Source organism: Coriobacteriia bacterium (assembly GCA_031292615.1).
Classification (GTDB): Bacteria; Actinomycetota; Coriobacteriia; order Anaerosomatales; family JAAXUF01; genus JARLGT01.
Genome location: JARLGT010000006.1, coordinates 1 through 19,200, shown reverse-complemented (window position 1 = coordinate 19,200; position 19,200 = coordinate 1). Strand labels below are relative to the sequence as shown.

Genomic DNA, 19,200 nt, shown 5'->3' with positions numbered 1-19,200 from the left:
GCATTCGTCGCAAGTCGCTCATCGACGAAGACGTCGAGTATTACGGTTTCGTGCGCGCCATGCGAGCCATCGACCGCGCGCAAGTCGCGCTGCTCGTCATCGACTCCACGATCGGACTGACCGACCAAGACCAGCGCGTGGCCAACTTTGCCGCCGAGCGCGGCTGCGCGATCATCGTCATGCTCAACAAGTGGGACGTTCTGGAGTCGCTCGAGGAGAAAGACGCGATCAACACGCGCGTGTCGGAGCGCCTTGGCTTCATCGGCTACGCGCCGGTGCTCAAGATCAGCGCGCTGACCGGCAAAGGTGTCGACAAGATCTGGGCCGCTGTGGACAACGTCTACGGTAACTACACCAAGACGATCTCCACGAGCCAACTGAACAAGCTGTTGACCGAGATGCGCGATTTCGGCCATACCGTGAGCAAGGGCAAGCAGACGCTGCGAGTGAACTACGTGACGCAGACGCGCGTCTCGCCTCCGGGCTTCACGTTCTTCGCGAACCACCCCATGCTTGCCGACGACAACTTCAAGCGCTACGTCGAGAACCGCATGCGCGACGCGTTCGATCTCACGGGTACGCCGATCATCATGAAGTTCCGCAAGAAGGACTGACACTGTGGAGTTGGGCATCGCCCTACGTATAGCCGCGTCGCTTCTCGGCGCCTACTTGCTGTGTGGCATCCCTTGGGCTCTTGTCATCGGCAGGTCCTTCTACAAGGTCGATGTGCGAACGGCAGGCTCGGGCAACCTTGGCGCAACCAATGTGATGCGGGTGTTGGGCTGGAAGGCTGCTCTCGCCACGCTCGTTCTCGACGTGGGCAAAGGTGCGCTGGCCGTCTATCTGGCGGGCGTGCTGGTGCCTGCAGCGCTGTTCGGCGCTGACGCTCGTGAGTGGACGATGATCGGCGCCACGCTTGCGGGAATCGCGGGCCACACGTACTCGCCCTACATCGGACTGCGCGGCGGCAAGGGTGTGGCTGTGGGTGCCGGCGCGGTGCTCGTGCTCGCTCCGCTTGCCTGGCCGATTCTCTTCCTGACGTGGCTTCTTATCATCGCGATCACTCGCACCGTGTCGCTCGGCTCGGTGATCATCGCGATTGAGTACCCGATCCTGATGCTCGTCCTGTACCCCGGCGACTGGCCCTTGCTTGCGGTGTCGGTCGTGGCCGCTGGCCTAGTCATTTGGCGCCACTCGACCAACATCAAGCGCATCTTTCGGGGAGAAGAACCTAGGATATCGTTTACGCGGGGGTCATCTGAGTCCGTGAAGGGCAGGTCGTAGGGAATGCGCATCTCGGTCATCGGAGCCGGTTCGTGGGGAACCGCAGTCAGCTGGCTTTTGGGCGGCAAGGGCCACGACGTGCGGCTGTGGTCACGCGAGGCCGAGATCGCCGACGGCATCAACGCCGAGCACAAGAACCCGCTCTACCTGCCCGACGTCGTTCTCAACCCTAGCGTCTTTGCGAGCCCGGACATGGAGGAGGCGCTTCGCGGCGCCGAGGCGGTCGTGATGGTAACGCCCTCGATAGGTGTTCGCGAGACGGCGAGTGCCATGGCCCCTCACCTTGGTTCCGGCGTGCCGGTTGTCATCCTCTCCAAGGGCGTCGAGGGTGGCACCAACATGTTGATGACCGAGGTCCTCGAGGACGTGCTTGGCAACAAGGGCCGGGTTGCTGGTCTCTCAGGCCCGAACCACGCCGAGGAGGTTAGCAAGGGAATCCCGTCGGCGACCGTTGTGGCCGCCTATGAGCCCGCTGTCGGCGACCTGTTCCAGGACATCTTCATGACCTCGTTCTTCCGGGTGTACACGAACCCCGATGTTGTGGGCGTCGAGTTGTGCGGAGCGAGTAAGAACGTCGTCGCGATTGCAGCCGGCATGTGCGATGGGCTCGGCTACGGTGACAACACCAAGGCGACCCTGATGACTCGCGGCCTTGCCGAGATGACTCGGCTCGGACGCGCGTTGGGCGCCAATCCGATGACCTACATGGGCCTTGCCGGCATGGGTGACCTGATTGTCACGTGCACGAGCCGGCACTCTCGCAACCGGGGCCTAGGCGAGCTCATCGCCAAGGGCGGCACGATGCAGGAGTTCTACGACAAGACGCACATGGTCGCCGAGGGCGCCGTCGCGTGCATCACGGTCGACGAGCTTGCACGCCGAGAAGGCCTCGAACTCCCCATCACCCATGAGGTCCGTGCGGTGCTCTACGAGAACAAGCCAGTTACAACCGCCCAAGAGGCGCTTCTCGGCCGAGAGGCCAAGGACGAGCTTCACGGCTTGGGACTGGTGGACGACTAGACGCGCGTTTGTATCGCCGCACAGCATCGGAGGAGCCATGAGCGACCAGATCACTATCGCCCCATCCATCCTGTCGGCCGACTTCACGCGCCTGGCCGAGGCGATCGAGCTTATCGAGCGCGGTGGCGCCGATCTCATCCACGTCGACGTGATGGACGGCCACTTCGTCCCGAACCTGACCATCGGGCCGCCGGTCATCGCGGCTCTCAAGAAGATCGCGACCAAGCCGCTCGACGTCCACCTGATGATCGACAACGTCGATGACACTATCGGCTGGTACCTCGACGCCGGCGCCGACATGCTTACCGTCCACGCCGAGGGGACCGTCCACCTGCATAGAGTCGTTCAACGCATTCGCGCGGCTGGCGCGTCGCCCGGCGTCGTCTTGAATCCCGCCACGCCGGTAAGCTCGCTGCGCGACATTCTCGGCGACATCGACATGGTGCTGCTGATGAGCGTCAACCCCGGCTTCGGTGGGCAGGCGTTCATCCCCCGCGTGATCGACAAGACACGAGAGGTCGTGCTGCTCTGCGACGAGCTCGGCGTAGCGGTGCCGACCATCCAGATCGACGGCGGCATCAACGCCGAGACCATCGTCCCATGCGTCGCAGCCGGCGCGCGCTGCTTCGTAGCTGGCAACGCGGTGTTTGGCGCGTCCGACCCGATCGCCGCAATCGCGCAGATCCGTACGGCCGGCGAGTCGGTGCTCGCCTGACCTGCGGGGCGACGCTCGGTTGCGCTATACTGACGAAGCTTTCTTCAGGGCGGGGTGAAACTCCCCACCGGCGGTGATAGCCCGCGAACCCCGCATGGGGCCGACTCGGTGAGATTCCGAGGCCGACGGTTAGAGTCCGGATGGGAGAAGGAAGGTCGCTTCGATTGCGTCTGTTCTCTGACGTCACATCTCGGGTCACCGACCCGTTCCTCGCACGCGCTGCCTCGCTCGCCGAGCAAGCTCGCGGCGCCGCCGCCCCGAATCCGCTGGTTGGCTGCGTCGTCGTGCGCAAGGGCAATGTCGTTGGCGAAGGCTTTCACCACAAGGCAGGCCAGCCGCACGCCGAGATCCTGGCGTTGCAGGCAGCCGGAGACGCCGCTCGCGGCGCGACTGTGTACGTCACGCTCGAACCCTGCGCTCACACCGGCAAGACGCCGCCGTGCACCGACGCGCTTGTCGCCGCCGGAGTCGCACGCGTGGTCATCGGCATGCGTGACCCCAATGCGGTGGCCGGTGGCGGAGCAGGCAAGCTTCGCGATGCCGGCATCGAAGTCCAGTTCGCCGAGGACCCCGCGCCGTTCGAGGAGCTTAACGCAGGCTGGTTGCACCGAGTCCGAGCTGGGCGCCCGCTTGTCACCGTCAAGCTCGGGCTCTCGCTCGACGCTCGGCCTGCGTTCGCCCTGGGCAAGCGCGCCTCGATCACCGGGCCATCCGGCGCAACGATTACACAGCGCCTTCGTGCGGCGACAGACGCCGTGTTGGTGTCGGCGGCAACCGTGATCGCCGACGACCCCGCGCTGACCGTGCGCGATGCGGCAGGCCGCCTGGCAGAGCGTCAGCCGCTCCGCGTTGTACTGGTTTGCGATCACGTTCCGCAGGCCGAGGCACGCGTCTTCACCGACGAGGCCGCACCGACGCTGGTTCTCGCCGTCGGATCGCGAGAAGGAATCTGCGAGTTCATCCCGGCGTCAGTGGACGTCCACGAGTGCTCGGGCCGCCCTTTGGTTGACGCTTTCACAGCACTCGCCGAGCGAGGCATTGGCGAACTGCTCGTTGAGCCGGGCTCGCGACTGTTCTCGTCTCTTTGGGTCGAGGGCCTTGTCGATCGACTGGTTGTGGTCACGGCGGGCGGGGTGGCAGGGGATGCGGCTCCATCGCTGTTTCTCGGCGAGGCGCAGCAGGAGGGTAGCGCGCTGGTGCGCCGTATGGCGCCGGTAGAAGCGGGTATCGTGGAAGATGTGTCAGTCACCGTCTGGCAGCCTGTCTTGGCTGTTGGCGAAGAGTAGGGAAGGCCTCCAAGATGTTCACCGGTCTGATTGAAACGCAGGGCGTGGTCACGCACGTTCAGAAGGCGTCAGGGGGCGCGCAGATACAGATCTACGCGCCGGAGTTCGGCCGCGACATGGCGCTCGGAGACTCTATCGCCGTTGATGGGGCGTGCCTGACCGTGTCGCAGTTCCAGCGAGGCGCCTTCGTGGCCGACGTGAGCGACGAAACGTTGTCCAAGACCACGCTGGGGAGTCTGCATCAGTCGAGCAAGGTAAACCTCGAGCGCGCCATGCGTCTGTCGGATCGTCTCGGCGGTCACATGGTCACCGGCCACGTTGAGGGCGTTGGCAGGCTGCTGCTGCGCCACCCTGCGGGCAACTCGACCATCTACCAGTTCCAAGTACCTCCGTCGCTTATGGAGTACGTCGTGCCGAAGGGCTCGATCGCCGTGGACGGCATCTCGCTGACCGTCGCCCAGATTCGCGGCGAGAGCTTCGCGGCCTCCGTCGTGCCGCATACCGAGGCGATCACGACGCTCAAGGACAAGCCCATCGGCGCTCCGGTCAACATCGAGGTCGACGTGATGGCCAAGTACGTCAAGCGCTTCGTTGACCTCTACGCTAATACCGGTGGCGAGGGGCCCGACGCCTCGCGCCGCGGCCTTGGCGACATGCTGCGCGACTTTGCGGAAGGAAGGTGAGCGTGCTCAACGCTGCCGGATCAAAGCCCCCGTTCTCCTCGATTGAGGACGGTATCGCCGAGATTGCCGCCGGCCATATGCTGATCGTGGTCGACGATGAGGATCGCGAGAACGAGGGAGACCTCGTCATGGCCGCCGAGATGGTCACGCCTGACGCGGTGAACTTCATGGCGCGCTACGGCCGCGGGCTGATCTGCATCCCGCTGACGGGCGAGCGTCTCGACGCCCTAGGAATCCCGCCGATGGCCGATGAGAACACCTCAGAGCAGGGCACTGCGTTTCACTGCTCGATCGGAGCGAAGGGCAAGATCACCACGGGTATCTCCGCGGCGGACAGGGCGGTCACGATCACCACGGCGATCGACCCTGAGGCCACCGCTGCCGACATCTCGATGCCAGGCCACGTGTTTCCGCTTCGCGCCCGGAAGGGTGGAGTGCTGGAGCGCTCGGGACACACGGAAGCTGCCGTCGATCTGGCGCGGCTTGCCGGTCTGACCCCGGCCGGCGTCATCTGCGAGATCATGAACGACGACGGCACGATGGCGCGCCGCCCGCAGCTCGAACTGTTTGCAGCAGAGCACAACCTGAAGATGATCACGGTCGCCGACCTGATCCGCTATCGACGGCAGACCGAGCGCCTCGTCGTGCGCGAGTCGCAGGTCAAGCTGCCCACACGCTTTGGCGAGTTCATCGGCTACGGCTACCGCAGCTTCGTGGACGACCGCACGCACATGGCGCTGGTGGTCGGCGACGTCGCCGGGAAGGAGAACGTGCTGGTCCGAGTTCACTCCGAGTGCCTGACCGGCGACGTCTTCCATTCACTGCGCTGCGACTGTGGATCTCAGCTCGAAGAGGCCATGAAGCGCGTTCAAGAGGAAGGCGAGGGCGTCATCCTCTACATCGTCGGTCACGAGGGACGCGGCATCGGCCTCGGCAACAAGCTCAAGGCCTACGAGCTTCAGGAGCAGGGCGCCGATACTGTCGAGGCCAACGAAGCGCTGGGTTTTGCGCCGGACCTGCGCGACTACGGAATCGGCGCACAGATCCTGGCCGACCTGGGCCTTCACTCAATCCGATTGATGACCAACAACCCTCGCAAGATCGTGGGGCTCGAAGGCTACGGCCTGAAGGTCACGGAGCAAGTTCCACTTGAGGTCGAGTCGTGCTCGACCAACATCAAGTACATGGAGACCAAGCGAGACAAGATGGCGCACACGCTCACGCTGGGCGCCAGCAACGACGAAGGGACGCACTCATGAGCACCTATGAGGGACATCTGGTAGCGACGGGGCTGAAGTTTGGCGTCGTCATCTCGCGCTTCAACGAACTGCTCAGTTCTCGCCTGCTCTCGGGCGCGAAGGACGCAATAGTTCGCCATGGCGCCAGCGAGTCCGACATCGACGTGGCCTGGGTACCCGGCGCATTCGAGATTCCTGTCGTGGCCAGCAAGCTTGCTGCGTCGGGTCGCTACGACGCAGTCTTGGCACTCGGCGTCATCATCCGCGGCGGCACCCCGCACTTCGAGTACATCGCCTCTGAGGTCAGCAAGGGAATCGCCAAGGTGGGAATGGACACTGGAGTCCCCGTCATGTTCGGCGTGATTACCGCCGACACGATTGAGCAAGCCGTAGAGCGCAGTGGCACGAAGGCCGGCAACAAAGGCTGGGAGGCCGCCGAGGCCGCCATAGAGATGGCCAACCTGGTCAAGGCGATGGGTTAGGCCGCCGCCGGCGGAACTCTTTTGGGACGCAAGCGAGGCCCGTGCGGTCGCCTTCGAGCGACTACGCGGGCCTCGTCTTTTCGAGGTCGGGTTCAGCGGGCCTTCGCCACCCCGTGGCTATCGACCATGGACCCTGTTCCCCGTACAGGGTCCGCCTCCCAAGAGAGGCGGAGCCACATCATATTCGACGCGAAGCGGCCCAACAACCGAACACTCGCTCGATTTGACGAGGGGGGTTTCACACGGCCTCGGCGGCGAGTCCACCGCTCTAAACGGCAGCCATGCGCCGACAAACGCAACCTGGCCTGTGCCGGACCACGGCGCCGAGTGTTTGTCGTGGATCCGCCAGCATGCCATTGAGCCGACTTGGGTAATCTACAGGTTGACAGTCAGGATTCGGCGCGTATCATTCAATCAATCATGAGTACGTTGGTAGGGATTGGAGGCGAGGCGAGGATGCGACTGACCGCAAAGAGCGAGTACGGGGTGTTGGCAGCCATCGACCTGGCCTGCAACTACGGCTCCGGCCCCATCAGCGCGCGCGAGATCGCCGAGCGCCGTGGTATCCCGCCGCGCTTCTTGGAGCAGCTGTTCGTCTCGCTCCGGCGGGCGGAACTCGTGACTGCGGTTCGTGGCGCGAAGGGTGGTTTCGTTCTCAGTCGGGATCCGGCCCAGATCACCGTTCTCGACGTCGTCGAAGCGCTTGAAGGGCCTCTCGCTTCATCCGTGTGCGATCACGCTCGTGAGGAAGCATGCGGCAAGAGCGCGACGTGCGCCGCAGCCCCGGTGTGGGCGCGAGCGACGGGCGCGCTGCGCGACGTCTTCGCGTCGACCACGTTGGCCTCGCTCGGCGGCACTCAAGACACGTTCGATAGGCGCGAGAGCGCTCACGTCAGCTAGGGGAGTCAAGGACATGGATACGATCTACTTCGACTACGCTGCCACCACCCCCGTCGACGAGCGGGTGCTCGAGGCGATGATGCCGTTCTTCTCCGAGAGGTACGGCAACGCGAACTCGCTCTACGCGCTCGGACGTGACGCGTACCGTGCCGTAGAGGGTGCTCGCGAGAGCGTGGCGAAGAGCATCAATGCCGCCAGCCCTGACGAGGTAATTTTCACGAGCGGCGGGACCGAGTCGGACAACACCGCGCTCTATGGCGTACTGAGCAAGGTCGCGCCCCAGGGTGGAGCGCACCTGATTGTCTCGGCGTTCGAGCACCACGCCATTCTGGAGCCCTCACACTGGCTCGAGAAGCAGGGTTACGAGGTCACGATTCTCCAACCGCGCAAGTCCGGCCACATCCACCCCGATGACCTGCGCGCTGCCATGAAGCCCAACACGAAGCTCGTGTCGATCATGCACGCCAACAACGAGATCGGGACTATCAATCCGCTCAAGGAGCTGGCCGTCGTCGCACACGAGGGTGGCGCGCTGTTCCACACAGACGCCGTACAAGCCGTGGGGAAGATCCCGTTCGACGTTCAGGATCTGGGAATCGACCTTGCGTCGTTCTCCAGTCACAAGATCTACGGTCCCAAGGGCTTCGGAGCTCTGTACCTCAAGAAGCGGACACCGTTCAACGCCTACCAGCGCGGGGGTGGCCAGGAGTTCAAGAAGAGAAGCGGCACGCAGAACACCCCTGGTGCAGCAGGCTTTGCCAAGGCCCTTGAGTTGATGCTGGAGGACCAGGCTGCCGAGACCGTGCGGCTCTCGAGCCTCCGCGACAAGCTCATCAACGGCGTGCTCTCGTCACTTGAGAACACGCAGTGCACCACTGATGTCGAGCCGCGCCTGCCGCATATCGCCTCCCTACTCATCAACGGAGTTGAGGGTGAGGCAATGCTGCTGCAGCTCGACAACAAGGGCATAGCCGTCTCGACCGGCTCGGCGTGCTCCTCGGGTTCGCTCGAGCCCAGCCACGTGCTGCTATGCATCGGCGTGCCGGCTGAGATTGCTCACGGCAGCTTGCGCGTCTCGCTCGGCCGCTTCACCACTGAGGCAGATATCGACTACTTCCTCGAGGTGTTTCCGCCCATCGTCGAGCGTCTTCGCACGATGTCGCCGGTGTACCAGAGGATGTTCGGGAAGAAGTAGTTCGGGCTCATCCAAGCGCGATTACGTAAACACAAGCCTCGAAGGAGAACCACGTGCTGTACTCGGACAAAGTCATGGATCACTTCAATAACCCGCGCAACGTGGGTGTCATCGAGGACGCCGACGGCGTCGGCGAGGTCGGCAACCCGGTATGCGGCGACATCATGAAAATCACGTTCAAGGTCGACGAGAACGAGAAGCTCGACGACGTGAAGTTCCAGACGCTAGGCTGCGGCGCCGCAATAGCCACCTCGTCGATCGTCACCGAGATGGCGAAGGGCATGACGCTGGAGGAGGCCGCCGCCATCAGCAAGCAGCAGGTCGCCGATGAGCTCGGCGGGCTTCCGCCTGCGAAGATGCACTGCAGCGTTCTAGCGACCGACGGCCTGAAGGTCGCAGTCGACGACTACCTCACCAAGCACGGCCGCCCACCCATCTCAGGCGAGATCAAGAGCGCAGACCCCAACTTCGATCCCCACGCCGACGAGGATCACGACCACGACGACGAGGCGTGATCGGACTCGTGACCCGGTCGCTGACCATCGGGCGAGGGTAGTCCTGTGGCCCGCGTCTTCGTGGCGATGAGTGGCGGGGTGGACTCGAGCGTTACCGCGGCGCTGCTCTTGGAGCAAGGACATGACGTCACGGGAGTGACGATGCAGCTGTGGCCGTCTTCAGACGATGAGGGCGGCTGCTGCTCTATCAGCGCGATTCGCGACGCGCGACGCGTCTGCGATCTGCTCGGCATCCCGCACTACACGCTCAACTTCCGAGAAGTGTTCGAAGAGGCCGTTGTCGGCCCATTCGCCGACGAGTACGCGGCTGGGCACACGCCCAACCCGTGCATAGTCTGCAACGACATACTGAAGTTCTCGGACCTGCTCGCAAAGGTCATGGCGCAGGGCGCCGACTTCTTGGCCACAGGCCACTACGCCCGCATCGTGAGAGACACCCAGGGCGCGCCATGGCTGGCGAAGGCAGTCGATCGGACCAAGGACCAGTCCTACTTCCTCTATCGCCTCTCACAGCCTCAGCTGCAGCATGTGTTGTTCCCAGTTGGCGAGTTGCGAAAGACGGAGGTCCGTGAGATTGCGCTGCGTCTGGGTCTTGCCGTCGCCAAGAAGCCAGACAGCCAGGAGGTCTGCTTCGCGCCTGCAGGCGAACATGCGAGTGTCGTTCGTGCGCGACGCCCCAAGGCGCTGACGCCGGGCGACATCGTGGACGGTGAAGGTCGGGTAGTCGGCCACCACGACGGAATCGCGAACTACACGGTTGGGCAACGCAAAGGGCTCGGCGTCGGCGGCGGCTCAGCCCTGTTCGTTGTTGCGATCGACGCAACCGACAATCGCGTTATCGTTGGCCCTCGGGAGTCGCTCAGGGTTACCCGCGTTGAGGCTGGCGACATAGTGTGGCGGGGCGCAACTACCAGCGACGCCACTGCGATGGTCCGATACCGCATGGAAGCTCGCGCGGCCGTGGCTCGGGTGGACGGCGAGCGGTTGACGGTCGAGTTCGCCGAGGCGCTCGAGGGCGTTGCGCCCGGCCAGGCTGTCGTATGCTACCGAGATGACTTCGTGATTGGCGGAGGAGTGATTCAGTGCGCAAGCTGATCGACTGCCACATCCACACCCAGAGATGCGGTCACGCATCGGGTACGGTCGACGACTGCGTTGCCGAAGGTGTTCGCCAGGGCCTCTACGGCATGGTCATCACAGAGCATCTGGCGCTTCCCGATGACGTGGATCCCGGGCACCATCTCTCGATGCCTGCATGCGATCTGGAGGACTACCTCGTCGAGGTCGATATCGCACGCAACCGGTATCCCGAGATTGCGCTGGTCACGGGCCTTGAAGCCGACTATCTGGCCGGTCGCGAGCAGGAGACTGCCTCAGCCCTTGCTGCTGCGCGGCAGCACTCCGATGGAGCCCGCTTCGTTCTGGGCAGCGTGCATTTCATCGGCGACTGGGCGTTTGACGACCCACACAATGTTGAGGAGTGGGATCACCGCGACGTCGATGCCGCATGGCACGACTACTTCGGCCTCTGGGTCTCGGCGGTGAAGACTGGCTTGTTCGATGTTATGGCGCACCCGGACCTGGTGAAGAAGTTCGGTCACTTTCCAACGTTCGACCCGCGCGAGATCTACAGCGAGGCGGCTGCTGTCGCGGCCCAGGCTGGCGTCCTAATCGAGGTCTCGACGGCCGGACTACGCAAACCCGTCGCGCAACTCTACCCAGGGCCCCAACTGCTGAAGGCGTTCAACCAAGCTGGGGTTGCCGCAACGGTCGGCTCCGACGCGCATGAACCGTCCGAGGTCGGCTTTCAGATCGATCTGGCATACGATGCGCTCGCCCAGGCCGGCTACGCGAGCGTTTCGTTCCCCGACGGTTCGGGCGGCTGGAAGGAGCTGGAGCTGTGAACAAGGTTGTGGTTGGCGACATCGAGCGCGCCATCGCTAAGGCTTTTCCGCCGGAATGGGCCGAGGATTGGGATCGGGTCGGGCTGCTCGCTGGCGACCCGGAGCGCCAGGTCACCGGTGTCACTTTGGCCTTGGACCCCACGCAATCGGCAATCCGCGCGACAGCGGCGGCCGGGGACAACGTGCTTCTCACTCACCATCCGGCCTTCCTCAAGACGCCCAACTGGCTCACGCCGGGCCGAGGCTCCGCCGGTGTGCTGTTCTCGGCGATGGACTCCGGGGTGGCCCTGGTCAACGCGCACACCAACCTCGACCGGGCGCCCGGCGCTGGCGAGCTGCTGCCCAGCGCGCTCGGCCTGACGCCCATCAAGCCAATCGAGCGGTCGCTCATGCCGATGTCACTGGTCACCGTATTCGTGCCGCACACCCATGTGCAGCGCGTTATCGACGCCATGACTGGTGCGGGAGCAGGGCGAGTAGGCGAGTACGAGGGCGCCAGCTTCGCTTCTGCGCCCGGTAGCGCGACCTTCACGCCTGGACCGTCCTCGTCACCGTTCGTAGGAGAGCCGGGTCAGCCAGCCAGTGCACAGGAGGTACGCATCGAGATGGTCGCGCCGCGGGCCAAGGCACGTGGGGTTGTCGGCGCGGCGCGCGGCGCGCATCCGTACGAGGAGCCGCTGATAGTGGCGGCCGACGTCACGATCGCTCGCTCGTCGGCCCGCATGGGAATGCTCAGCCGCGCTCCAGAGGGGCTGACGCTCGCGGGCCTTGCCACTCTGGCCGCAGGCACATTCAACATCACGCCCCGCATCTGGGGCGAACAGGAAGCGCTTGTCGCACGCGTGGCGACCGCCACCGGCTCGGCCGGCTCGCTCGTCGGCGACGTTGTAGCATGCGGCGCGACCGCCTTGGTCGCTGGCGAGGTGCGCTATCATGACGCCTTGGACGCGATGGAGTCGGGACTGGCGATAGTAGAGCTCGGACACGATGTTTCGGAGTGGCCCCTTGTGGCACTCCTCAAAGACGCGATTCTTCGGCTGCCCGGCCTCGACCCGGCGACCGTGCACGTCCTGCCAGCCACACCCGGTTGGTGGACCCCCTAAAGGAGACCCGCATGACGCAGGCCGGCTCACTGCTCGAGCTCCAAGCACTCGACCTGGAGGTTCTGCGCTCCAACAAGAAGCTTGAGGAGTTGCCCGAGAAGCACGCTATCCTCGCGGCGCGCGCCAAGCTTCGCGACGTCACGACACTTCATGGGAAAGCCGACCTGCTCGTTCACAAGCTCGGCAGTGAGCTGAAGGCTCACCAAGACGAGATTGAGATGTTGACCTCCAAGATCGAAGCGGAGCAGGCGAAGGTCATGGCTACGACCGACCATCGTGCCGTCACCTCGATCACCCGAGAGATGGATGGCCTGAAGCGCCGCCGAGACAAGCTCGAGATGGAGTCGCTCCAGATCATGGAGCGTGTGGATAAGGCCAAGGCGCAAACGTCGACAATCGACGAGGCGCTCGTCCAGCTCAACGCCAAGGAAGCCGCTCTCGTGGCGCAGTTCAGGGAGGTTGGCGGAGCGCTCCAGAAGCACATCGCACAGACCGAGGCCAAGCGGGCAAAGCTCGCCAAGTCGCTTCCGCCCGAGCTGGTCAAGCGCTACGAGGCGGCCCGGGAGAGCAAGGGCGGCGTTGGCGTCGGTGAACTCGATGGAGACGCCTGCACGGCGTGCCGCATGGTTCTGCCGGGAGAGCGCGTACGCGAGCTCGCCGGCGGTCCGCCGATCGGGGTTTGCCCACAGTGTCGTCGGCTGATCGTGGTGCACCCCAACGGGAGCGACGAGTGACAGGCGCCGTTCTTCGCACGGACGGTGGGTCGCGGGGCAATCCAGGGCCTGCGGGAGCAGGATTCGTGATTGAGCGCGACGGCGAGATCGTCTGCCGAGGCGGGCGATTCCTTGGATCGGTCACTAACAACGTCGCCGAGTACGAGGCCCTCATCTGGGGCCTCGAGAACGTATCGGCCATGCGGTTTGGCAGCGTCACGGTCTATGCCGATAGCGAACTGCTCGTCAAGCAGGTCAACGGCCAGTATCGCGTCAAGAACGAGGGCCTCAAGCCGCTGTTCGCTCGGGCACTGAGGCTGCTGCGTGGGTTCGCGAGTTTCAAAGTGGCGCACGTGAGACGCGAGTTCAACAAGGACGCCGACGAGATGGCCAATCAGGCTATGGATGCCCAAGAGACTGTGGGAAATCCTGCGTGTGGGCCGGGCGGGGACACTCCCCAGGGCTCGCTCTTCTAGTAGACCGCCGAAGGGATCCGTCGTGTACGAACTCACCATCAAGTCGCACTTCGACGCAGCTCACGCGCTGCGCGGCTACCCTGGCGAGTGCCGCAACCTGCATGGGCACACGTGGGATATCGAGGTCACCGTGGCGGCGACGCAGCTCGATGAGATCGGCATCGTCTACGACTTCAAGCTCCTCAAGGATGACCTGAACGGCGTCCTGGACGCCTACGATCATGCCTATCTCAACGATATCGCGCCCTTCGACGAACTCAGCCCGACCGCCGAGAACCTAGCGCGAGTCATCTACGAACGCCTTGCGGGGTCTGTCGACCCGCGTGTCAGCGTGGTCGAGGTCGTTGTCTGGGAGTCGCCAATAGCGAAGCTGACCTACCGGCCGTAGCGGTGCAGGTACCGGGGTGAGGCTTGGGAGTGGCCGAGGAACTGCCTGAGAATACAGGTGTCCCGAGAGACCTCGCCTGCGGGAACCTCCTACCGAACCGGCTTCCCATTTCTTACCTTTGCTGGCTCCGTCTCCGCCGATCCACCTCACGGTTTGTCGACTTCCTCGGTGCCCTCGCCGGCAGCTACTGGTACGCCGTCTTTCGGAGTCCGCTGCGTCCGACCTCTCGGGACAAGACAGACTCTACCCACCCTTCGAGTGGGTGTCAACGGGGTTTTGGGATAAATGTCGTATTCGTGATGAGCGGTACGTGAGAGCCGTTTAGAAGACGCGATATTGGGACGAACGGTTTCGGGGGTGGCGCCCGCAATACGTAGCCTGTACGAAGTTTCTCCATGAGTTTAGGCGTGGTAGACTGGTCGTGGAAACCGGACGGTTAGGAGGCCTCAGCTCGTGCCCACAGCAACGCTGGAAGAGTACCTAGAGGCAATCTACAAGCTCGCGCAGCACGGCCAAGTTCGACCTACTCAGGTCGCAGAGTCCGTCGGCGTGTCCGGTCCCACCGTCACCGCAACGTTGCGCCGGCTCGAAGCGCACGGGCTGGTTGTCCGCGACGGCACCAAGGTCGTCCTGACCGACGAGGGCGTGCAGCGATCACTCGACATCGTGCGACGTCACCGTATCGCGGAGACGTTTCTCGTCGACACGCTTGGTTTGGACTGGAACGCTGCGCACGAGGAGGCGTGCGTCCTCGAACATGCACTCTCACCGCGCGTTCTCTCGGCGCTTGAGATCTTCCTGGATAATCCGTCTGTATGCCCCCATGGGCATCCCATTCCTGCTGCGGATGGCTCCTTCGTTGATGTGGCGGGGATGCCGCTGTGCGATGTTGCTTCCGGGGCATCGGCCACGGTGCTCGCGGTTGCAGAGGAAGACGAGAAGATTCTGAGCTACCTGGGCGAGCTGGGTTTGCGGCCTGGTGCGCGGGCGAAAGTCCTTGAGGTCGCACCGTTCCAAGGCCCACTAACCATCGAGATCGAGGGCATCCGCACCGCTATCGCGCGTGAGATCGCCAAGCTTGTCACGGTGGCGCTCCCCGCCGAGTCGAACTAGGCCGAACTCCGGCTCCTCGACCCTTCCCGCATCAGTTCCCCGCTTGTGTTCGCTTGTAGTATCGAACATATGTTCGTATACTCAGGGAGCCGATGTCCTTCGGCGATAGGTCGCCGATTCGGGGAGCAACGGGTAGCACAAACGTGGGCCGGAACACCGACATCAAACGCTTTTCAACCGCGACGGCCGGCCAGCCCATCGAGCTGTTCGACACTAAGCGTGGGCGTCTTCCGGTCATCCTTGAGCTTCTGGCGAGCCCTTGGATCGTGCGCGCCTCTGATCTGAAACGCGCCGACGGCACCTGTGCCGCCAAGCATGCTGAGGAAGACGTCGAGGTTGCCTGGGACGCTGCTCGGCAGTATCCGTCGTCGTTCACGCGGAACGGACGCGTCTACCGCATCGACGCCATCGTCCAGATCTGGGCTGCCGAGAAAGCATGGTGGGATCCGCGCAAGCGGGTGTCTCGGCGATTCTGGCGGGTGCTGGCTCGTGGAGGCGTCTACGACCTGACCTACGACCGTGAGCAGGGCTCGTGGCGGCTCATCGGCATCCAGGACTAGCGGGAGAGACGCGATGTCCTCGGGATTCGTGCATCTGCACGTACATTCGCAGTTCAGCTTCATGGACGGCGCCGCTTCGCTGCCCGGGCTTGTGGAGCGTGCGGTCGAACTCGAGATGCCGGCGCTTGCGCTAACGGACCACCAAGGGCTTTCCGGTGCGATCCGCTTCTACAAGGCGTGCCATGCGGCGGGAATCAAGCCGATTGTTGGCTGCGAGGTCGTGGTCGAGACCGCCGGCATCTTCGGCGACGAGGCCGACCTGCCACCCGAGAAGCGCCTCGTGCTACCGGCGAGCGTGGGCTTCGGTCGTGCATCGGCCATTGGCTACCACCTCACGCTACTGGTGCGCGACTTCGATGGCTACCGCAACCTGTGCCGGCTGCTATCGCGTACGCATCTGCGTGGCCCCAACGAGCCGAGCATCATCACGCTGCACGATCTGGCGGCCTACTCCGTGGGACTCATCGCGCTTTCAGGCTGCGGGCACGGCGAGGCCGCGAGCGCGGTGCTTGCCCGCGCACCGGGGCGAGCGCGCGAGGCGCTCACTCGGCTGTCGGGATGCTTCGCGCCGGGCGACTTCTACGTCGAGCTGACACATCCACTCACCTCCGACGGTCCTCGGCTGGTGGGCGGGCTCGTCACGCTCGCCGACGAGCTCTCGCTGCCGGTCGTGGCCACCAACGACGTCCACTACCTCAAACCGGCGGACCACCGGCTGCACGACGTGCTCGCGTCGACCGGCGCGCGTATGGCGCTGCCCGGCCCCTACGATCGCCCCAACGCCGAGCTGTGGTTCAAGCCTGGGCCTGAGATGCGCCGCCTCTTCGAAGGACTGCCTCGCGCCTGCGACGCCACACTCGAGATCGCAGCGCGCTGCGATCTCGAGCTGCCGCTGGGGCAGTTTCACTTCCCAAGCGCAGAGATCCCACATACCGAGACGCCCTACTCCGTGCTGGCCAAAGAGTCGTGGCGAGGGCTGGAGCGCCGCTACAACCCTATGACGCCCGAGGCGATCTCGAGGCTGCAGCACGAGCTGTCGCTCATCGACTCGATGGGGTTCTCGGAGTACTTCCTGGTGGTCAAGGAGATCGTGGACTACGCGAAATCGCAGGGAATCCGCTACTCGGGGCGCGGGAGCGCGGGCGACTCGATCGTCACCTATGCGCTGGGCATCACCGATGCCGACCCGGTCGAGCACGACTTGCTCTTCGAACGCTTCCTCAACCCCGAGCGCCGACAGATGCCCGATATCGACGTGGACTTCGATTCAGCTCGGCGCGACGAGATCATCGACTTCATCTACAAGCGGTTTGGCGGCGAGCACGTAGCGATGGTCGCCACCGTCAACACCATGACGGCGCGCAGTGCGGTGCGTGTGGTGGCGCGCTCCTTCGGGCTGCCTATCGACGAGGTCAACCGGCTCTCGCGCCACCTGCCGTGGGTCGGCGCGCGCAACATCCGCGAGGTGCTCGCGACCTACCCCGAGTGCGTGCACCACCCGCTGCGCGACGAGAGCCGATGGGGGATGCTCCTCGACCTCGCCGAGCAGCTCGACCACTGCCCGATGCACCTCGGCACGCACCTTGGCGGCTTCATCATCACGCGCGACCCCATCTCAAGCTGGATGCCGCTGCAGTGGGCGGCCAAAGGCACGGTGGTTTCGCAATACGACAAGGACGACATCGAGGCGCTGGGCTTGGTCAAGATGGACATCCTGGGGCTGCGGATGCACTCGGCGATTAGCGATGCAGTGTCACTGGCACGCGCTCGGGTGGGCGAAGAGGCGGTGCCGGAGCCCTTCGAGCTACCGCACGACGATCCGCGCGTCTACGAGATGATCGCCAAGGCCGACACTGTTGGGATGTTCCAGCTCGAGAGCAGCGGGCAGCGCAACCTCTCGACGCGGCTGAAGTCCAGCACGTTCGAAGACATCATCGCCCAGATATCGCTCTTTCGCCCTGGCCCGCTGGAAGCCGAGATGATCGTGCCGTTCATCCGGCGCCGGCACGGGCTGGAGCCGATTGTGGTGCCGCACGAGGGTATGCGCGAGGTGCTTGCCGACTCCTACGGCGTCATCGTCTATCAAGAACAGGTGCTGCTTGTCGCGCGCGCCGTGGCCGGCTTCGGTCTGGCCGAGGCCGACTCGCTTCGCCGCGCCATGACCAAGGGCAGAAGTCGCGAGGAGATGGAGCGCATCCGCGGACACTTCCTCGAGCGCGCCATGGCCCGCGGCGTCGATGTCGCAGTCGCCGAGGAGGTCTTCCGCCAACTCGAAGGCTTTGCAGCTTATGGTTTCAACAAGGCACATGCGGCGTGCTTTGCTGTGGTGAGCTATGCAAGCGCATGGCTGCGAACTTACTACCCGGCCGAACTTGCTGCCTCGATCATGAACAACGAGCCGATGGGCTTTTACACTGGGCGGCTCGTGGTCAATGATGCGCGGCGCCACGGCATCGCGATTCTCGGCCCGCATGTCAACGCGTCGGATGCGCGCTACACGGTCGAGCGCGATGGCCGTGCAATCCGCGTGGGACTACGCGACGTGCACCGGATGACGACCCGGTTGCTTGCGGAAGTCGAGCGCGAGCGAACGGTGAGGCCCTTCCGCGACTTGGCTGACTTCTTGCGCCGCACCCGCGCCGAGAGCCCCGCCGCCGAGTCGCTCATCCGCATCGGGGCGCTCGACGGACTGGGCATCACCGAGGAAGGGCGGCCGCCCACGCGCGACGAGCTGCTGGCGCTGCTGCCGGAGCTCAAGGCGGTCATCGCGCGCGAGGGTGTAGCGGGCGACGATACGCTGTGCCTCGCCCCAGCACGTACGCAATCGCCCGAGGACACCTCGCACGCGAGTGGCTGGTCGGCGGCTCGGCGGATCTCGGCGGAGTTGGAGCTGATGGGGCTTTCGCTCACGGCGCACCCGCTCGAGCTGGCTCACGACGACCTCGTGGCGCGCGGCGTGACGTTCGCGTGCGATCTGGCGGCGCTGCCGGATCGGGTCCGCGTCCGCGTGGTGGGCGTGCGGGAGCGTGCGCAGACGCCACGCACGCGCTCGGGCAAACGCACGTGCTTCCTGACGCTCGAGGACGCGACCGGCCTGCTCGATGTGGTGGTGTTCTCAGATGCACTGGACCGGGCGGGGGAGACGATCGTCAAACACCGCGCCTACCTCATCGATGGCGTGTTGCAGAACAACTGCGAGCGGGGATTGGCCATAGTCGCCACCACGGTCAAACCGTACATCGTGCGCACCACCGGCGGCGACAGGCTCCGACTGCGACGAGGCGTGCCGGCTGGCCCGATGGGGCCCGCGCTCGGTGGCGCGGGTGCACCGGAGGAAGAGAGCTGGGAGGCTGCCGAGGAGCAAGGCGGCTACTGAGCGCTGACCTTCTTCACCGTATCCGCAATGACGCCAAGGTCGTTCGCGTCAGTAGCGATTCCTCCGGAGGCCGTGCCGGTCACTCGAACGTAGGCGTTGTCGAGACCGGCCAGATTCACGCCCGACAGCGAAGAAGGGTTCACGATCACGCCGATGATATGACCGGCGCTGGCCTGAGAGGGAACCGCCCCAACCACGATCCACCTGCCGCCATCATCACGCTGGAGCGTTCCGACCAGCTCGACGCGG

At 64.4% G+C, this 19,200-nt stretch carries 21 protein-coding genes and 1 riboswitch; of the genes, 20 read left to right on the top strand and 1 reads right to left on the bottom strand.

The features are described 5' to 3' along the window. The 20 genes from P4L93_00395 to P4L93_00300 form a co-directional block, all read left to right on the top strand. The coding region (locus P4L93_00395) for a GTP-binding protein (GenBank protein ID MDR3685411.1) at positions 1-614 on the top strand (614 nt) is incomplete at its 5' end. A 4-nt stretch (positions 615-618) separates the two neighbouring features. Continuing rightward, a complete protein-coding gene (gene plsY, locus P4L93_00390; protein ID MDR3685410.1) occupies positions 619-1,284 on the top strand; it encodes a glycerol-3-phosphate 1-O-acyltransferase PlsY in 666 nt (221 codons plus the stop codon). Between the two features lie 3 nt (positions 1,285-1,287). Continuing rightward, on the top strand, positions 1,288-2,304 hold the full coding sequence (locus P4L93_00385) for an NAD(P)-dependent glycerol-3-phosphate dehydrogenase (GenBank protein MDR3685409.1): 1,017 nt from the start codon (positions 1,288-1,290) through the stop codon (positions 2,302-2,304). Positions 2,305-2,341: 37 nt separating this feature from the next. Further along, positions 2,342-3,019, top strand: coding sequence for a ribulose-phosphate 3-epimerase (gene rpe, locus P4L93_00380; protein ID MDR3685408.1), 678 nt, complete (start codon positions 2,342-2,344; stop codon positions 3,017-3,019). 36 nt (positions 3,020-3,055) lie between these two features. Beyond that, positions 3,056-3,175, top strand: a riboswitch (FMN riboswitch). Between the two features lie 8 nt (positions 3,176-3,183). After that, positions 3,184-4,305 carry a bifunctional diaminohydroxyphosphoribosylaminopyrimidine deaminase/5-amino-6-(5-phosphoribosylamino)uracil reductase RibD gene (ribD, locus tag P4L93_00375; GenBank protein ID MDR3685407.1) on the top strand — a complete coding sequence of 374 codons (1,122 nt, stop codon included), beginning with the start codon at positions 3,184-3,186 and terminating at the stop codon, positions 4,303-4,305. Positions 4,306-4,319: 14 nt separating this feature from the next. After that, a complete protein-coding gene (locus P4L93_00370) occupies positions 4,320-4,988 on the top strand; it encodes a riboflavin synthase (GenBank protein MDR3685406.1) in 669 nt (222 codons plus the stop codon). 77 nt (positions 4,989-5,065) lie between these two features. Beyond that, entirely contained in the window at positions 5,066-6,247 is a 1,182-nt protein-coding gene (locus P4L93_00365; GenBank protein ID MDR3685405.1) for a bifunctional 3,4-dihydroxy-2-butanone-4-phosphate synthase/GTP cyclohydrolase II, read from the top strand. After that, positions 6,244-6,708, top strand: coding sequence for a 6,7-dimethyl-8-ribityllumazine synthase (gene ribE / locus P4L93_00360; GenBank protein ID MDR3685404.1), 465 nt, complete (start codon positions 6,244-6,246; stop codon positions 6,706-6,708). Before P4L93_00365 ends, ribE begins: the two co-directional genes overlap by 4 nt. Positions 6,709-7,164: 456 nt before the next feature. Then, the gene (locus P4L93_00355) at positions 7,165-7,608 is read left to right on the top strand and encodes an Rrf2 family transcriptional regulator (protein MDR3685403.1); all 444 of its coding nucleotides are present in this window, start codon (positions 7,165-7,167) and stop codon (positions 7,606-7,608) included. A 13-nt stretch (positions 7,609-7,621) separates the two neighbouring features. Further along, a complete protein-coding gene (locus P4L93_00350; GenBank protein ID MDR3685402.1) occupies positions 7,622-8,803 on the top strand; it encodes a cysteine desulfurase family protein in 1,182 nt (393 codons plus the stop codon). Positions 8,804-8,856: 53 nt separating this feature from the next. Continuing rightward, complete coding sequence (gene nifU, locus P4L93_00345) at positions 8,857-9,318, top strand: Fe-S cluster assembly scaffold protein NifU (protein ID MDR3685401.1); 462 nt, start codon at positions 8,857-8,859, stop codon at positions 9,316-9,318. Positions 9,319-9,363: 45 nt separating this feature from the next. Beyond that, positions 9,364-10,413, top strand: coding sequence for a tRNA 2-thiouridine(34) synthase MnmA (mnmA, locus tag P4L93_00340; protein MDR3685400.1), 1,050 nt, complete (start codon positions 9,364-9,366; stop codon positions 10,411-10,413). Beyond that, the gene (locus P4L93_00335; protein ID MDR3685399.1) at positions 10,401-11,222 is read left to right on the top strand and encodes a histidinol-phosphatase HisJ family protein; all 822 of its coding nucleotides are present in this window, start codon (positions 10,401-10,403) and stop codon (positions 11,220-11,222) included. Before mnmA ends, P4L93_00335 begins: the two co-directional genes overlap by 13 nt. Then, on the top strand, positions 11,219-12,325 hold the full coding sequence (locus P4L93_00330) for a Nif3-like dinuclear metal center hexameric protein (GenBank protein MDR3685398.1): 1,107 nt from the start codon (positions 11,219-11,221) through the stop codon (positions 12,323-12,325). The genes P4L93_00335 and P4L93_00330 overlap by 4 nt, the downstream gene beginning before the upstream one ends. An 11-nt stretch (positions 12,326-12,336) precedes the next feature. Continuing rightward, entirely contained in the window at positions 12,337-13,059 is a 723-nt protein-coding gene (locus P4L93_00325; protein MDR3685397.1) for a hypothetical protein, read from the top strand. After that, the gene (locus P4L93_00320; GenBank protein MDR3685396.1) at positions 13,056-13,514 is read left to right on the top strand and encodes a ribonuclease HI family protein; all 459 of its coding nucleotides are present in this window, start codon (positions 13,056-13,058) and stop codon (positions 13,512-13,514) included. Before P4L93_00325 ends, P4L93_00320 begins: the two co-directional genes overlap by 4 nt. 22 nt (positions 13,515-13,536) lie before the next feature. Next, entirely contained in the window at positions 13,537-13,902 is a 366-nt protein-coding gene (gene queD / locus P4L93_00315; protein ID MDR3685395.1) for a 6-carboxytetrahydropterin synthase QueD, read from the top strand. A gap of 453 nt (positions 13,903-14,355) precedes the next feature. Beyond that, positions 14,356-15,015 (top strand): metal-dependent transcriptional regulator, encoded by a 660-nt coding sequence (locus P4L93_00310; protein ID MDR3685394.1) that lies wholly within the window; start codon positions 14,356-14,358, stop codon positions 15,013-15,015. 143 nt (positions 15,016-15,158) lie between these two features. Beyond that, on the top strand, positions 15,159-15,575 hold the full coding sequence (locus tag P4L93_00305; protein MDR3685393.1) for a DUF6504 family protein: 417 nt from the start codon (positions 15,159-15,161) through the stop codon (positions 15,573-15,575). Positions 15,576-15,588: 13 nt separating this feature from the next. After that, positions 15,589-18,951, top strand: coding sequence for a DNA polymerase III subunit alpha (locus tag P4L93_00300; GenBank protein MDR3685392.1), 3,363 nt, complete (start codon positions 15,589-15,591; stop codon positions 18,949-18,951). Here P4L93_00300 and P4L93_00295 read toward each other — a convergent pair. Beyond that, positions 18,945-19,200 (bottom strand): hypothetical protein (locus tag P4L93_00295; protein ID MDR3685391.1); only part of this gene is annotated, 256 nt, incomplete at its 5' end. The two genes, P4L93_00300 and P4L93_00295, sit on opposite strands and share 7 nt — an antisense overlap.

Coding starts and splice junctions, on each gene's coding strand:
- P4L93_00385 (MDR3685409.1), top strand. CDS start 1,288: ATGCGCATCTCGGTCATCGGAGCCGGTTCGTGGGGAACCGCAGTCAGC.
- rpe (MDR3685408.1), top strand. CDS start 2,342: ATGAGCGACCAGATCACTATCGCCCCATCCATCCTGTCGGCCGACTTC.
- P4L93_00370 (MDR3685406.1), top strand. CDS start 4,320: ATGTTCACCGGTCTGATTGAAACGCAGGGCGTGGTCACGCACGTTCAG.
- P4L93_00365 (MDR3685405.1), top strand. CDS start 5,066: ATGCTGATCGTGGTCGACGATGAGGATCGCGAGAACGAGGGAGACCTC.
- ribE (MDR3685404.1), top strand. CDS start 6,244: ATGAGCACCTATGAGGGACATCTGGTAGCGACGGGGCTGAAGTTTGGC.
- P4L93_00355 (MDR3685403.1), top strand. CDS start 7,165: ATGCGACTGACCGCAAAGAGCGAGTACGGGGTGTTGGCAGCCATCGAC.
- P4L93_00350 (MDR3685402.1), top strand. CDS start 7,622: ATGGATACGATCTACTTCGACTACGCTGCCACCACCCCCGTCGACGAG.
- P4L93_00325 (MDR3685397.1), top strand. CDS start 12,337: ATGACGCAGGCCGGCTCACTGCTCGAGCTCCAAGCACTCGACCTGGAG.
- P4L93_00300 (MDR3685392.1), top strand. CDS start 15,589: ATGTCCTCGGGATTCGTGCATCTGCACGTACATTCGCAGTTCAGCTTC.